At 69.4% G+C, this 15,880-nt stretch carries 9 protein-coding genes and 1 pseudogene; 5 read left to right on the top strand and 5 right to left on the bottom strand.

The window, feature by feature from the left end:
• Positions 1-65: 65 nt before the first annotated feature.
• The 5 genes and pseudogenes from DMH03_RS32495 (at position 66) to DMH03_RS32475 (ending at position 6,195) form a co-directional block, all read left to right on the top strand.
• Positions 66-892, top strand: a pseudogene (locus DMH03_RS32495) (DUF1702 family protein).
• 26 nt (positions 893-918) lie between these two features.
• Entirely contained in the window at positions 919-1,890 is a 972-nt protein-coding gene (locus DMH03_RS32490; RefSeq protein WP_125795792.1) for a DUF1702 family protein, read from the top strand.
• 3 nt (positions 1,891-1,893) lie between these two features.
• Positions 1,894-3,864, top strand: a complete 1,971-nt coding sequence (locus DMH03_RS32485; RefSeq protein ID WP_370311005.1) for a CRTAC1 family protein — start codon at positions 1,894-1,896, stop codon at positions 3,862-3,864.
• A 4-nt stretch (positions 3,865-3,868) separates the two neighbouring features.
• Entirely contained in the window at positions 3,869-4,864 is a 996-nt protein-coding gene (locus DMH03_RS32480) for an enediyne biosynthesis protein (RefSeq protein WP_233611755.1), read from the top strand.
• On the top strand, positions 4,861-6,195 hold the full coding sequence (locus DMH03_RS32475) for a cytochrome P450 (protein WP_125795791.1): 1,335 nt from the start codon (positions 4,861-4,863) through the stop codon (positions 6,193-6,195). Before DMH03_RS32480 ends, DMH03_RS32475 begins: the two co-directional genes overlap by 4 nt.
• Before the next feature lie 16 nt (positions 6,196-6,211).
• On the opposite strand, the gene DMH03_RS32470 is transcribed toward DMH03_RS32475, so the two are convergent.
• From DMH03_RS32470 to DMH03_RS32450, 5 genes are read right to left on the bottom strand one after another with little or no spacing between them, the layout of a single operon-like run.
• Complete coding sequence (locus DMH03_RS32470) at positions 6,212-7,747, bottom strand: acyl-CoA carboxylase subunit beta (protein WP_370311010.1); 1,536 nt, start codon at positions 7,745-7,747, stop codon at positions 6,212-6,214.
• Between the two features lie 23 nt (positions 7,748-7,770).
• On the bottom strand, positions 7,771-8,205 hold the full coding sequence (locus DMH03_RS32465; RefSeq protein ID WP_125795790.1) for a thioesterase family protein: 435 nt from the start codon (positions 8,203-8,205) through the stop codon (positions 7,771-7,773).
• Between the two features lie 7 nt (positions 8,206-8,212).
• Positions 8,213-13,978 carry a type I polyketide synthase gene (locus DMH03_RS32460; protein WP_125795789.1) on the bottom strand — a complete coding sequence of 1,922 codons (5,766 nt, stop codon included), beginning with the start codon at positions 13,976-13,978 and terminating at the stop codon, positions 8,213-8,215.
• Between the two features lie 29 nt (positions 13,979-14,007).
• A complete protein-coding gene (locus tag DMH03_RS32455) occupies positions 14,008-14,823 on the bottom strand; it encodes a TIGR03084 family metal-binding protein (RefSeq protein WP_125795788.1) in 816 nt (271 codons plus the stop codon).
• A complete protein-coding gene (locus DMH03_RS32450; RefSeq protein ID WP_199749108.1) occupies positions 14,820-15,764 on the bottom strand; it encodes a carboxymuconolactone decarboxylase family protein in 945 nt (314 codons plus the stop codon). The genes DMH03_RS32455 and DMH03_RS32450 overlap by 4 nt, the downstream gene beginning before the upstream one ends.
• Between the last annotated feature and the right edge of the window lie 116 nt (positions 15,765-15,880).

Below are 15,880 nucleotides of genomic sequence, written 5' to 3'. Positions count from 1 at the left end.
GGTTCCGTACGGAGGCTCCTGTTCACGCCGAAGCTCGCCGACGTGACGTTCGCCGGGCGGCGCTGGTGGACCAGGAGTTGCGGGGCTTCGCCTATGAGGGCGCGACGATGGCGTTCACGATCCTCGACGCGGTGGGCCCGGGCAGCCGCATCTCCTTCTCGCGTACATCGGCATCGGGTTCGCGATGGCACGGCTTCCCCGGCCGCTGTGGAAGAAAGTGCTGCCCGACCTCGCTCCCGGCCCGTTCCACCCCACGATGAGACGGCTCGCTGTGGACGGCTACGGCCTCGATCTCGCCTACTTCCACACGCGACGGTGGGTCGACCGGCAGGAGTCCGTCACGGCCTATCCGTGGCAGGGCTGTCCGCCCTATTTCCCTCGCGCGTTCGACCAGGGGCTCGGCCGGGCGCTCTGGTTCATCCACAACGGAGACGTGTCGAACACCGCCGCGGCCGTGAACCGGTTCGCCGAGTCCCGGCACGCCGACCTGTGGAGCGGTGTCGGGCTCGCCGCGACGTTCGCGAGCGGTTGCTCCGTTGCCGACGCCGCGGCACTCCGCGAACTCGCGGCCGGGCATGCGCCTTCGCTGGCGCTCGGTTCGGTCTTCGCCACCAGCGCAGGGGCCATGGCCGGGTACCTGCCGTCACACACCACCGAGACCGGCGCCGAGCTGTCCGGGCCGCCCTCCACCGAAGCCGTCGAACTCGCGATGCGGACCGCGGTCTCCTCCGAGGACGACGGGAGTTCCCCGGCGTACGAACTGTGGCGAAAACGTATCCGCGGAAAGTTCGCCGAAACCGCCTGTACGGTCCGGAAAGGCACCACACAGAGCATCGGCGGACATAGAAAACCCGGCTGCGGTACTGCGACGATCGTTTACGGTCAATCCTGAAACAACAAGCCGAGGAGCGAGCCGTTTTGAGCAGCCATTGGCGAACGCTGAGGCGTCGCATACTCACCCCGGACAGCGCGCAGTCGACCATGGCGGTACGTGGTTTCGAGGTAAAGAACGAAACCAGCAAAGAACTGCTCGAAACAATCGGCTCCACCTTTCTCGACGGCTATGGGACCGCGGTCGAGGCGAGGTCGACCACCGCCGCCGAAGATCGGCTCCAAACCGTTCCGGAACGTTTCCGGGGCTTCGCCTACGAAGGCGCGGCGATGGGTTTCGCCGTGCTGGACGCGCTGCCGCCGCGTGGACGCCGGGTGACCAGGTTCTTGGCGGGACGCGGCACGGAGCATCTCTACATGGCCTACATCGGCGTCGGCTGGGCCTTGGCCCGGCTCCCGCGCCTGCGCTGGCCATCGATCGAGGCACTCGACCCGCTCCTGCGCTGGCTCCTCCTTGACGGCTACGGCTTCCACCAGGCGTACTTCCACACCCGCGAGTACGTCCACGAGCAGTACCGGGAAAACCGGTTCGCCTGGCCTGACGCTCCCCTGTCCTACGCGCAGCGGGTGATCGACCAGGGAATCGGCCGGGCGCTCTGGTTCGTCGCGGGCACCGACCCCGAGGTCGCCGGGCGGCTGATCGACGCCTATCCAGGCAGCAGGCACGCCGACCTGTACAGCGGAGCGGGCCTGGCAGCCACCTATGCCGGCGGCGTGTCCACAGAGGAACTCCGCCTGTTCTTCGAACGAGCCGGGAAACACCAGCCCGATGTCGCACAGGGCAGCGCCTTCGCGGCCGAGGCACGGCTGAGTGCCGGGTTGCATGTCCCGCACACCGGCCTCGCCACCGAGGTGTTCTGCGGCAGGACGCCCGAGGAGGCGGCCGAGGTCTGCCGCCGGACCAGACCCATCGACACCGGCACGCACGACGGCGTGCCTGCTTTCGAGGTCTGGCGACGGCGTATCGCCGACGAGTTCGTCCTCACGGGAAGGTCTTGAAACGTGACTACGGAACCAAGCCGGGTTCGGCGGCAGCTCCCCGGCATCATCGCGGTCGTCCTGATGGTGCTCGGTTACCTCGTCGTACGGCTGCCCTCCACCGACGCGGCGGAAGGTGACCGCCTCGCGGCCAGGTACGCCTTCACCCCGATGTCGATCGCGCTCCCCGCGGCGCCACGACAGCAGAACATCCGCACGGTCAACAAGGACTACGAACACATCCGCGCGTGGATCTCCTCGGTCGGCGCCGCCGTCGCGATGAACGACCTCGACGGCGATGGACTGGCCAACGACCTGTGCCTCGTGGACCCGAGGTCCGATCAGGTCATCGTGACACCGACGCCGGGCGCGAGCGGCGACCGGTACGCGCCGTTCGCGCTGGACCCGTCCGCCTTGCCGATGAACGATGTGATGGCCCCGATGGGTTGTGTGCCCGCGGACTTCAACGAAGACGGCAGGATGGATCTGCTCGCCTACTACTGGGGACGCACGGCGATCCTGTACCTCGCCGCGTCCGAGACGCCGACGCTGTCGGCGAGAACCTACCGCGCCACCGAACTGGTGCCGGGCCCGAACTCCACGAGCGGCCGGTACGCCGGTCCACAGTGGAACACCAATTCCGCCACGGTCGGCGACTTCGACGGTGACGGACACGACGACCTGTTCATCGGGAACTATTTTCCCGACAGCCCGGTTCTCGACGGGGCCGCCGACGGCGGTGTCGAGATGAACCGATCGATGTCCCACGCTGGTAACGGCGGGGACAAACTGCTGTTCCGCTGGACCGGCGCCACGTCCGGCGCGTCGCCGTCCGCGCGGTACGAGAAGGCCCCCCGTGACGTCTTTCCCGAGGAAGCACGCAACGGCTGGACGCTGGCGTCGAGCGCGACCGACCTCGACGGCGATCTGCTGCCCGAACTGTACGTCGCCAACGACTTCGGGCCGGATCGACTGCTGTACAACCGATCCACGCCGGGACACTTCGCGTTCAGCTCGGTGAGCGGGCCAAGGACACCCGGCGTGCCGAAGTCCAAACGCCTCGGCGACGACTCGTTCAAAGGCATGGGGGTCGACTTCGGTGACCTCGACGGCAACGGCCTGAACGACGCGTTCGTCAGCAACATCACCACGTCGTTCGGCATCCAGGAGAGCAACTTCCAGTTCATGGCGACGGCGAAGGACAAAGAGGACCTCCGCGCGCGGCTGAGCGCCGGTGAAGCCCCCTACGACGACCGCAGTGCGCAGGCCGGAACGGCGTGGACGGGCTGGGGCTGGGACACGAAGATCGACGACTTCGACAACAGTGGCGTGCCCGCCATCGCGCAGGCGACCGGGTTCGTCAAAGGCGGGGTGAACCGGTGGCCGCAGCTGCAGGAGCTCGCCACCGCCAACGACGCGTTGCTGGACAACCCCTACTGGTGGCCCAACGTCCGCAGCGGTGACGACCTCGCGGGCGACCAGGCTCTGCGGTTCTTCGCGAAGGGAGCTGACGGCCGGTACACCGACATCGCGGACCGGTTGGGACTCGCGGTTCCGGTACCCACCCGCGGGATCGCCACCGGTGACGCCGACGGCGACGGCAGGCTCGACCTTGCCATCGCCCGGCAGTGGGACGCGCCGGTCTTCTATCGCAACACCGGTCCCGCCACCAACGCGTTCCTGCGTCTCCGGCTCCACCACGAACCGTCCGCGACCTCTGCCGCCCCGCCGTCGGCGGGCTCACCGGTGATCGGCGCCCAGGTCACCGTCACGACCGCTGACGGGCGGCGCCTGATCGGCCGTGTCGACGGCGGCAGCGGGCACTCCGGCAAGCGCAGCCACGACGTCCACATCGGACTCGGCGGGACCGGCGCCGAGCCGGTCGCCGTGACGCTTCAGTGGCGCGACCGGTCCGGGCAGGTACGGAAGACGGACCTACGGCTCGGTCCGGGCACCCACACAATCGAACTCGGTTCGCAGGCGAAGGAGAAGTGATCCGATGACGGACACGACCGAGAAACAGTCCGCCGTCCCACGGCACGATCCCAAGGTGATCGTCGCACTGCGCCGCTTCGCCATCTCGATCACCGTCTTCAACATCCTCGGCTACACCGTGCTCGGATTCGAGCAGCCCTGGTCATGGCCGCTGATCGCCCTGCTCACCGCGTACGCCACCGAGATCGCCCTCGAACTCGTCTCCGCCCGGATCGACCGGCGCGCTCCGCGGTTCCTCGGCAACGGGGGCAAGGGTCTGCTGGAGTTCCTCTATCCCGCCCACATCACCGGGCTCGCGCTGAACATGCTGACCTATGTCAACGACCAGGTCCTCGTGATGATGTTCGGCGTCTTCGTCGCGGTCAGCGCGAAGTGGGTACTGCGGGCACCGGTACGAGGCCGTCTCCGGCATTACATGAATCCGTCCAACCTCGGCATCTCGGTCATCCTCCTGCTGTTCCCCTGGGCCAGCATCTCGCCGCCCTACCACTTCACCGAGCGGGTGGACAGCTGGATCGGCTGGCTGATCGTCGCCGTCATCCTGACTTCGGGCACGATGCTCAACGCGAAGCTGACCGGCCGGATGTGGCTCATCGGCGCCTGGCTCGTGGTGTTCGTCCTGCAAGCCGTCGTCCGCGGATGGCTGTTCGACACCTCGATCTCGGCGGCGCTCGGAATGATGACCGGGGTCGCGTTCGTCCTGTTCACCAACTACATGGTCACCGACCCTGGCACCTCGCCGTCCAGTCCCGGGGCGCAGGTGGCGTTCGGCGCCGGCGTCGCGCTGCTTTACGGGTTCTTCATGATTTCGCACATCGCCTACGGACTGTTCTTCGCGACGACCGCGGTCTGCCTGATCCGCGGTCTGTTCCTGTGGTCGTTGCACCTGGTCCACAAGGCGGCCGAGCAGCGCGCCGCCGAACTCGCCGTACGACGGCCGGGACATCACGGCGCCGGGGTCGTCAAGCCTCCGATCGCGACCGAAGGCGCGCGAACGTGACGAGCGCCCGCCGTCCACCGGGACCGCCGTGGACGGCAACACCACGACTCCTCAGGCAGTTGTTCACAGACCGGCTGGGGCTGATCGGGTCGGCGACGTCGGCCTACGGTGACGCGGTGAGGATCGCCATCGGCCCGAAGGCGCTCTATGTCTTCAACCATCCGGATCACGTCAAGCATGTCCTCGCCGACAACAACACCAACTACCACAAGGGAATCGGCCTCGCGGAGGCCCGGAGGACACTCGGCGACGGCTTGCTGACCAGCGACGGCGAACTGTGGAGCAAGCAGCGCCGGACCGTCGCACCGGCGTTCTCGACGAAACGGATCGCGCTGCAGGCCGCGGTCGTCGCCGAGGAGGGCAGGGCGCTGGTCGACCGGTTGCTCGCCAGACACGGCCATGGGCCGGTGGACCTGGTCGGCGAGATGGCCCGGCTGACCCTCGGGGTGCTGGGCAGATCCCTGCTCGACGCGGATCTTGGCGCGTTCGGTTCGATCCGGCACTCGTTCGAGTCCGTTCAGGACCAGGCGATGTTCGAGGCGGTGACACTGGGGCTGGTGCCCGGGTGGCTGCCGCTGCCGATCCACCGGCGGTTCCGGCGTTCCCGCCGCGAACTGCGCCAGGTGGCCGACGAGCTGATCGCCCGGCGACGGTCCGCACCAGCGCCCGGTGCGGACGACGTGCTGAGCGGATTGGTCGCCTCCGCCGACGGTGAGCCCGGTCTGCGGCAGGCCCGTGACGAGCTGATCACGCTGCTGCTGGCCGGGCACGAGACGACGGCCAGCACCTTGAGCTGGACCATGACGCTGCTCGACCGGCATCCCGAAGTCGCGGACCGGATACACCAGGAGGCCGTCGACGTACTCGGCGACCGTCCACCGGAGTACGAGGACCTGCACCGGCTGACGTACACGTCCATGGTCGTCGAAGAGGTCCTCCGGCTCTATCCACCGGTTTGGCTGCTGCCGAGGATCGCGGTGGACGACGACGAGGTGGCCGGGTACTCGGTGCCCGCCGGCTCGGATGTCGTGGTCTGCACCTACACGCTGCACCGGCATCCCGAGTTCTGGCCGGAGCCCGACCGGTTCGCCCCGGAGCGTTTCGCGTCACAGGGGGCGAGCGGACGGCCACGCTATTCCTACCTCCCGTTCGGTGCGGGCCCGCGCTTCTGCGTCGGCAACTCCCTCGGTGTCCTCGAGTCGGTCTTCGTGGTGGCGATGATCGCCAGGGAGCTACGGCTGTCGACGCTCCCCGGCTCCCGGATCGTCCCGGAGCCGATGCTTTCGCTGCGTGTGCGGGGCGGGTTGTCGATGACGGTGCACCCGGTCTGAGCCGCGGCCGTGTGGGTCACAGCGGTATGTTGCCGTGTTTGCGCCGGGGCCGCGGTTCGCGTTTGCCGCGCAGCATCACCAGGCCACGCGCGATCGAGGCCCTGGTCGTCGCCGGATCGATGATGTCGTCGACCAGGCCGCGTTCGGCGGCGTAGCGCGAATGCAAGAACCGCTCGGCGTAGTCCTCGGCCAGCAGCCGGGCACGGTCCGGATCACCGGCCGGTTTCTCCTTGGCGTACAGGACGTTCACCGCGGCTTCCGCGCCCATCACGGCGATCTGGTTGGTCGGCCAGGCCAGGGAAAGATCGGAGCCCACCGACCGGGAGTCCATGACGATGTAGGCACCGCCGTAGGCTTTGCGCAGCACGACCTGGATCCTCGGTACCGTCGCCTCGCAGTAGGCGTAGAGCAATTGCGCGCCGTGCCGGATGACACCCTCGTGTTCCTGTTCGGTGCCGGGCAGGAACCCCGGCACGTCCACCAGGGTGACCAGCGGGATCCCGAACGCGTCACAGAACCGGACGAACCGGGCCGCCTTCTGCGCCGCCCGCCGGTCCAGCACGCCGGCCAGCACCATCGGCTGGTTCCCCACCACTCCGACGACTTCGCCATCCACGCGGGCGAGCGCGCACACCACGTTGCGCGCCCAATCCTCGTGCACCTCGAAGAACTCGCCGTCGTCGACGAGTTCGCCGATCACCGCCTTCATGTCGTAGGGCCGATTCGGCTCGGCAGGCACGATCTCGGCCAACCGGGGCCGCATGTCACGGGACGCGCCGCGGACGGCCGTCACCGGTGCGGGTTCCATGTTGTTGGACGGCAACAGCGACACCAGGTAGCGGACGTCGGCAAGGCAGTCGCCCTCGTCGGCGTGCACGACCGTGGCGACTCCGGAACGTTCACCGTGGACCGTGGCGCCGCCGAGCTCCTCGTGACTGACCCGTTCACCGCTCACCGCTTCGACCACGTCCGGTCCGGTGAGGTAGAGGCGGGCGGTATCGCGCACCATGAAGGTGAAGTCGGCCAGTGCGGGCGAATAGGCCGCGCCTCCGGCCGACGGCCCGAGCACGACACTGATCTGCGGGATCATGCCGGACGCCGCGACCTGTCGGCGGAAGATCCCGCCGTACCCGTCGAGTGCCTGCACGCCCTCCTGGATTCGTGCGCCCCCGCTGTCGACCAGTCCGATGATCGGGCTTCCGGTCTTCGTCGCGAGGTCGAGCACTTTCTGGATCTTGGCCGCGTGAGCCGCTCCGAGCGATCCGCCGAAAACGGTGAAGTCCTGGGCGTATACGAAGACCCGCCGCCCTTCGATGGTGCCGGAACCGATGATCACGCCGTCGGTGAACGGCCGTCTCTCGTCGAGCTTCGGCCCCTGGCTCTGGTGACGGCGGTGGATTTCGAGTTCGGTGAACGAGTCCTCGTCGAGCAGCATGGCCAGCCGTTCGCGCGCGAGGTGCTTGCCGAGGTCGCGCTGGCGCCGGACGGCCGCACGATCACCGGCCACGATCGCGCGTTTCAGCTCCGCGTTCTCCGCGGTCAGCTCACGCAGCGAGCGGGGCGGCACCTCGTCCGTCACCCACGCCTCGCGGAATACGGAGCGAGTGCCCGACGCAGCGCGTCGGGCACTTGGGCGGGCACGGTCGCGGTGTTGGGTCCCCGCATGCAGGCGATTCGCTGGCGGCCGCGGGCGACGAGAAGTTCTCCGTCCGGCCGTAGCGCGACGTAGTCGAAGCTGAACTCGATCTGGGTCCGGGTCAGCTCTTCGAGCCGCATCCGCACGGACAGCTCGTCGAAGGCGGTGATCTCCGCGAGGAACTCGCATTCGACCTTGAGGGTGAACAACTTGAGGTCCGCCCGCAGTTCTCCGAGGACGGACGGGGCGCGCTCCTTGAGGAACATCTCCCGACATCGCCCCTGCCAACGCAAGTAGTTCACGTAGTAGACGTTGCCGACCAGGTTCGTCTCCTCGAAACCGACCGTGTGCCGGATCTCGTAGTAGTCCGTCACTTCCGCCTCACCTCCCCGCCAGTACCGCGAACACGGCCCTTTCCCGGGCGCCTGCCACTTCGGTGACCCAGGTCGCGATGCGGACATCGCCTGCGGACAACGTCGTCCAGCCGTCGGCGTGAACCGCGTCGACAACGAGCTCCGAGGTCGTCATACCCGCCTTGCGCAGGCATTCCAGGGCGCTCCACAGTCGAGTACCCGCCACCCCGGCGGACTCGCCACCTTCACTCGCGAGCCGGCGCCCCAGCTCCAGAAGCCCGTCGCCGAGCAAGTTCGCCCACTCCTGTTCAGACCGTTCGGCCACCTGCTGGACATCGCAGCCGAGGCGCGGAGCCCCGGTGACCACCAGGGTCAGTCCCGCCCCATGGGAAGCCGACAGTCCGGTCCCGAGGACCTCGGGCTTACCGTCCGGCCGATGGGTGACCTCCACCTCGTGGCCCAGCGCCCGGCTCGCCGCGAGGGTTGTCCGCGCGCGGCGGGCGGTGACGGAATCGTCGCCGGAGCCGTCGTCCGGTTCGACGACGATTACCCGGCCAGGGCCGAGCAGCCGCTCGACGCTGCGTTCCAGATACGGCCCGAGCAGTGACGGCACCCACGGGCGCGCGCCGTCTCCCCTCCGGACGGCACGCAGCCGTAACCCCACCCAGCGCTCGACGAGTACGCCAGTTTCGCCGTACACGTCGAGGTCGTAGGCGTAGGTGTCCCCGTCTTGTGACCGTTCCCGCGCGTCCAACACCACGTGCCCGGATTCTTGCGCTCCGCGTGTGGACAGCCAAAGCCGGTCGATTCCCTGTGGCAACAGGGTCGCGTCGGGTACGCAGCACTGGATCGCGTGCATCATGACGTCGCGGGTGCCGGGATCGGCCAGTACCAGTTCCTGTGGCAGGAACGAGCCGAACCAGTTCGACACCTGCCCGGCGGCGACCTCCGCCACCGCGTGCCGTGCCGCCACCTTGCGATAACGCGTCAGCCGCCGGAACCGCTCGCCCTGGAACAAGACCCCACCGTAGAGATCGGCGGGGTCCACCGGAACAGGTGGCAGACCGGTCTCTTCGCCCCGTACTCGCGGCAGGTCCGGCCGGGGAAAGCGCAGCCGGGCCCGGAAGTGGTCCGTCTTGAAGCCTGTGTCCTCCGACCGGATCGAGACGTCCACAGTGGACGAGTCGCGGGCGAGCGCGGCGATGCGGACGGTGGTCGTGCCGCTGGTACCGACCACGATGGGACGAACGAACTCCACGTCCTCCAGGCAAGGCGGCCCGGCCGAACCGGTCAACGCGGCGGCGACCTGAGTCATCGCCTCCATCCCGAGTACCGCGGGGAACAACCTGTTCCCGTCGAGCAGGTGGTCGTCGAGGTAGGGATCACTGTCCGGTCCGAGCGTCGCCTCGGTGACCAGTTCGACCGTCGGGTAGTGCACGAGTACCCGATCGGTGAACCGCCGCAACGGAGGTTCGGCTTGTTCGAAGCCGAGCGTCGGCAGCCCGCCCGCGCGGCCGGTGACGACCAGCGCGGACCGCGGGACCGGATCGACCAGCAGCCGCCGGAACGCCTCGATGCCGTCGTCGACGGAGATCGGCGCGATACCGTCGCGTTTGAGCGCCTCGATGACGCCGAGCTTCTCCCCCATTCCCCCGCCGGACCACACCGACCACTCCAGCGCGAGGACCCTGACCTGAGGATGTTCGCGGCCGAAGTCCAGCGCCAGCCCGGTCAGCCAGTCGTTCGCCGTCGCGTAATGCGCCTCGCCGCGCAGGCCGGCTCTGCCGATGACGCTGCCGAACGTGACCAGCAGCTTCAGCTTGCCAGGATCGAGTACGCCGAGCACCGCACAAAGCCCGTCGACCTTCGGCCCCAGAGTCGCGCGGAACCGTTCCGCGGTGAGCCCGGTCAGCATCACCGGTTCGTTGCGCCCGGCGCCGTGCAGCAGTCCCGTGATCTCGCCCAGTTCGGTGGTCAGCCGCCGGATCGCCTGGTGGACCTGCTCCGGCGAGGTGACGTCGGCGCGTTCGTAGTGGCACCGGACGCCGGCGATGGCCATCCGCCGCAGATTCCCGGACAGCTCGGGGTCGGTCGCGGGGTCACCTCGCCCCACGATCGCCAAGGCCACCTCGTGGTCTTTCGCCATGGCCAACGCGCATTCCGCGGTGATGCCCTTTCCGCCCCCGGTCACGAGCAGGACGTCGCCCGGTCCCAGAGGCGGGTTCGCCGAACCGGCGCCGGCGACGCCGGACAGCACCGGAACCGTGCGGGTGCCGTCGGTGTCGTACCGCACTTCGGTGAACCCGGTGGTCGAAGCCACTTCGGCCACCACCGTGGCCACTGTCTCGCTTCCTGGCGGCATGACATCGGGAAGTTCGACGATCGTGGTCGGGCTGGCGGGTTGTTCCAAGTGGAGGCACTTCGCCAGCCCAGCCGCACCCCGACCATGCTGCACAACGACGAACCGGGTCGTTTCCGCGGCGAGCACCGCCTTCGCGGCGGCGAGGTACAGGTCGACCTGTACCCCGCCGGCGGCGGGAAGGCACAGCAGGACGCCGTCACCAAGCTGCGCGGCGACCAGGGCCGCGCGCAGGGGCTCCGCCAGTGGACTGTCCGAGGAGGCGAAAACCGTCCAGCCGCCAGGGCCGCGACCATGACTGACGGTGTCGGGGCGAGGAGCCTCGACGTGACGCACCTCGAACGCCCGTACCCACGGGCCGACGCCGGCCACCTCGTCCGCCTGCCGACCGTGCCCGTCGGCGTCGGTCGCCGCGAGGTCGTCGATCAGCTCCGCGAGCTCGCCCAGCCTGGCGGTGGCGACACCGGGAACGCCGTCCAGCGGCGGGCGGCCCAGCGATCGCGTGACGTCGTTGACGAGCTGCCCGACGGTGATGGAACTCAGATGGAGGTCGTCCAGCGGATGTGTTTCGGCGGTCACGATCTCCAGCGGAAGCTCGACGCGTTCGGCGGCGAGCTTCCGCAGCACGTCCAGCGTGCCGCCCTGGCTGGCTTCGCCGTCGGACGGCACCGCCGATGAGGGCGGGAGGCCCGGCACCACCGGCTCGATGTCGATCGATGGCGCCTGCTCGCACGGGCTCGCCAGGAACACCGGATCCCGGTCGAGCGGGAACGGCCGAACCACGCGGCCCGTGAACAGGGCGGGTACCTCGACCGGTGCGCCGAGCACGTATGCCGCACCGATCACCCGCAGCAGTGGCGCGAGCGACCGGCCGTCCGAATCCGTCGGCAGCACCGGCGTCTCCGGCGCGATCTGTTTCACGAGTCCGGTGAGGACCTGCCCTGGACCGACCTCGACCACGAGATCGCAACCGGCGACGGCCTTACGCGCGGCTTCGTCGAACCGCACCGGCAGCACCACCTGGTCCCGCAGCAGCACACGCAAGTCGGTGTCGGCGGACAGGTACTCGCCGGTGACGGTAGAGACGACCGGCCGGTCGAGCTTCCCGAACCGCACCTCGGCGAGCTGCCGGGCCAGCGCTCGGGCCGCCGGCTCGACAGCGGGCGAGTGGAACGCGTGCGAGACCCTGATGGCAATCGCCGTCACCCCTGCGGCGCGGGCACGGGCGCAGACCAGCGCCACCCCCGCCGAAGGACCGGAGACGACCGTCTGCTCAGGTCCGTTGTAACCGGCGATGACCGTGCCCGATCCCGCCATGAGCCGTTCGGTGCGGTCGGGTGTGGTCGCCAGGCCAGCCATCGCTCCGTCACCTTCGCTCGCGTCGGCCATCACCCTGCCCCGCAGGGTGGCGAGGTCGAGGACCGTCCGCGCCCCTACCGAGCCGCCCCAAGACAACGCGGTCAATTCGCCGAGACTGTGCCCCGCAGCGACCTCGGCCTCGATTCCGAGCTCGCGCAACACCTCCATCGTCGCCAGCGAACCGGCGACGATGCGAGGTTGCGCCACCTCGGTGGCCACCTGGTCGCCGTTCTCGGGCAGCGCCGCGTCCGCCATGATTCGCCGGGCCGACGCGAACCGCCGGACGATGGCTCCCCTGCCGCCCCTCCCGGACCCCTGGCCGGGGAACAGATACGCGATGCGCGGCGCGCGCGTTCCGTCGTCGAGGAAGACGTCGTCCTCGATCACCCTGCGCCGGTCGTCGAGCCGGTCACGCAGCCGGGCCAGCGCTCGCGCGGCGTCCTGAGGTCCGCTCGCGACGACGGCGGCCCGCAGGCGACGTCCGGACAGACCGGCGGCAAGGGTGCCCGCGACGTCGGCGAGTTCACCCTCCGCCCAACGCGTGGCCTGGGCGGCCAACCGGTCCACGCGGGTGCGCAGCTCGGCTTGGTCGTCGGCGTCGAACAGCAGTAGCTCGGCGTCCTGCCTGCCGTCCACCATGGCACGGGTGCGTTCGTCGACCTCACCGCGCCAGTGCACGCCCGGTCCCTGTTCGAGGGTGACGTGCGAGTTGATGCCTCCGAACCCCATCGCCGACACGCCTGCGCGCATGGGGACGTTCTCCGGCCAGGGCCGGGCTTCGACCGGTACATACACGCCGGCTTCAGCCTCCAGCAGCAACGGATGCGGATCGCGATGCCCGGTCGCCGGAGGGATCACCTGGTGGTGGACGGCCAGCGAGGCCTTGATCAACCCGGCGACGCCGGCCGCGGCCTTCGTATGCCCGATGTTGCCCTTGATCGTGCCGAGCGCCGCCGGCCGGGTGGCCGGACCGGCCGCGCGGTGGGCACCGGAGAGGACCTCGATCTCCGTCGCGTCACCGACGGCGGTACCGGTGCCATGCCCTTCGAAGAGGGACACCGTCTCGGTTCCGTAGCCGGCACGTTCGTAGGCCCGGGAAAGCGCGAGCCGATGACCGGCCGCTTCGGGCCGGGTGAGCCCGCCTTTACCGTCCGAGGAGACACCCCACCCGGTGAGCGAGGCGTAGATCCGCCGTCCCTCCGCGACCGCGTCGCGTTCACGCATCAGCACGACGATCCCGCAGCCCTCGCCAGGCCAGAACCCGTTCGAGCCCCGGTCGTAGACGACCATTTCGCCGGTGGCCAGCGCGCCGGTCTTGGCGAAGCCGATCACCTCGAACGGGTCGATGGACAGGTCGACGCCACCGACGAGCGCGACGTCGAGGTCTCCGACGGCAAGCGCGTTCGCAGCGGTCGCAACGGACAGCAAGGACGACGAGCACGCCCCGTCGACGACGAAACCGCCGCCTGCCAGGTCGAAGTGATTGCAGATCCGTCCGGCGATGGTGTTGGCCAGTCCTCCCGCGAGGGAGTCCTCGTCGATCTCCGGGAACGGCGCCTTGTAGCCGGCTTCGAGCTTGTGCAGGAACGTGGCGACGGCACCGCCGTCCCAGCCGTCGGCCGACAGCGCCGCGGCCACCGTGCGGCGTACGTAGGGCCATCGCAGCCGAAGCACGTTCGCACGGGAGAACTCCCCGGTGAGACTGTTGCCCAGTATCACGCCGGTCGTGGACCTGGGCAGGCCTGCCCCGCCGGGGAAGCCTGCGTCCTCCAGTGCCCGTGCCGCCACGTCGAGTGCGAGCCAGTGGGTCAGATCGGTCGAGCGGAAGGTGCTGCCGGCGACCCGGTATCGCACGCGGTCGAACTCGAAGTCACGCAACACGGCCGCTCGGCGGGCGTAGTGGCGGTCCGGCGCGGCGGGATCGGCGGCCCAGTAGTCGTCCGGGTCGAGCCGTTCCGGCGGGATCTCGCGGAACGCCCGCCTGCCACCCAGGACGTTCTCCCAGAACTCGGTGGGCGAACCGGCGTCGGGATAGGTCAGGCCGATGCCCACTATCGAGATTCTTTCCCCACTCATCCTGTCCGCACTCCTCTGGTGGTCCCGGCTCAACTCGGACGGCCGCTGAACTGACCGGGCTCGCGTCCTGGTCCGGCCGGCCCGCGGTAGGCCTGTGCGATGTCGAGCCAGTGGTCCGCGTCGGCGCCGGAGGCGACCAGTTCCAGGTCGTCCCGGTGTCGGCGCCTCGTGACCAGGAGGCAGAAGTCCTCCGCGGGGCCGGTGATCCGCTGGTCGGTCTCGTCGGGACCGAACTCCCATACCGCGCCGGACGGGGCGATCAGCTCGAAGTGGAATCCGGACTCCGGCGGCGTCAGCCCGCGTGCCCGGTAGCCGAACTCCCAGGTACGCACACCGAATCCGGCCAGATACCGGAGCCGGTCGGTCCGCCGCCGCCGGATACCGAGGGTGTCGGCGATGTCCTGCCCGTGGCCGAAAAGCTCCATCATCCCCGCACAGGCGAGTACGTCCGGCGGCAGCGGGTCGACCAGCCACGGCACGGTCCGGCCGGGTGGAACCGTCGTCAGTGCGCGGATCGCGGTGTCCCGTTCGGACCGCCACCGGGCGGACAACTCCTCGACGGTGTGTCCGGCATAGTCGGCGAGGGCGGCGTTCACCGTCGCGGAGAAGCCCCCGTCGAGCTTCGCGGTCGCCGCCTGGAACGCCGCGGCGTCCGCGGCGGCGAGTCCGGCGAGCCGGAAGACGAACGACACGTGCGCGACCTGGTCCCGGATCGTCCAGCCGGGCGCCGGCGTCGGCAGCAACCAACTCTGTTCGGGCAGCCCGGCTACGAGCTCATCGAACTCGGCGGCGTCCGCGATGAGTCCCTTGATGATCGGGCCGGCGTTCTTCGGTATCTCGGTCATTCCCGCGATCCCTCCGGGCTCGTGGCGGTCATCCATTCCCCGGTGCGTCGGGCCGCCGTCAGTGCGACCCAGGAGGTGAGGCTCAGCAAGGCCTCGTCCCCGGGAGCGTCCCGCCGGTACTCCTCGACCACGTCGTCGTCGATCCGGTATGACGCGAGTGCCGTGAGCAGGGCCAGCTTCCCGGCGGCGCGATCGGCCGGTGGCAGCTCGGCGACGACGGGGTCCATCCAGCCGCGACCCGGCCCAGGTGGCCCGCCTGTCCAGCCTTCGAGTACTTCCCGTACCGCGGCGCGTACCGCGGGCGGCACCGCCGGATCAGCCGCTCGCTCGATCTCCGCCGAGGCCCGTGCGAACGCGTCGGACACCTCGCGCGCTCCGCCGGCCCAGGACAGGACGTCCGCTGTCGGACGGGCCGGGGGAAGCAAGTCGACAGACCGGCCCGCCGTCACGTCGCCGACTGTGCCGCGGAGCATCCACCCCAGCGTCCCGCGCACGTATTTCCGGGCCGCGCCAGGGGTTTGCGCGGGTACCGGCGAAGAAGGGAGGAAGATGTTCGCCATCCGATTGAGGTAGCCGAACGTCACTGCGACCCCGACGACTTCCCCGGTCTGCCGGTTGGGCGCCGGCAGCGGTGCGACGGTCGAGGCATCGACGCAGGTACGTCCCCAGGCTGTAGCCGCGGCGACGCTCGGCGAGGCATCCTTCAGTCCATTCAGGACGGACTCGTGCACCTCGACGCAGTACGGGCAGCCGTTCGCCGAAGAGACCGCCGCGGCGACAGCCTCCTTGACCGCACGACCGGACTCGCCAGGCACCACCAGCGTTTCCCGCAGCATCGTCCAGCACGCCGCCAGCAGTTTCGGCTGGCCGGAATGCAGCGCGAGCGGCGGCGCCACCATGCCGAGGTCCTGCCGCGCCTGCGCGTACACCCGTGCCGTCAAACCGCTTGCCGAATCCTCCCTGACGACGCGGACGTGCCGGAGCCCGCCCAGTGCCCGACGACTGACAACCCTGCCAAGGGCATGACGCATCGGATCCCCCTTCTTCGATGAGGTGA

The sequence above is a fragment of the Amycolatopsis sp. WAC 01376 genome (assembly GCF_003947415.1).
GTDB lineage: Bacteria > Actinomycetota > Actinomycetes > Mycobacteriales > Pseudonocardiaceae > Amycolatopsis.
The sequence above is the reverse complement of the archived record's forward strand: the minus strand, read 5'-3'. Positions and strand labels throughout refer to the sequence as shown.

Bases quoted from the DNA above. Each gene is read 5' to 3' on its own strand.
- DMH03_RS32455 (WP_125795788.1), bottom strand. From the start codon at position 14,823: ATGACCGAGATACCGAAGAACGCCGGCCCGATCATCAAGGGACTCATC.
- DMH03_RS32460 (WP_125795789.1), bottom strand. From the start codon at position 13,978: ATGAGTGGGGAAAGAATCTCGATAGTGGGCATCGGCCTGACCTATCCC.
- DMH03_RS32480 (WP_233611755.1), top strand. From the start codon at position 3,869: ATGACGGACACGACCGAGAAACAGTCCGCCGTCCCACGGCACGATCCC.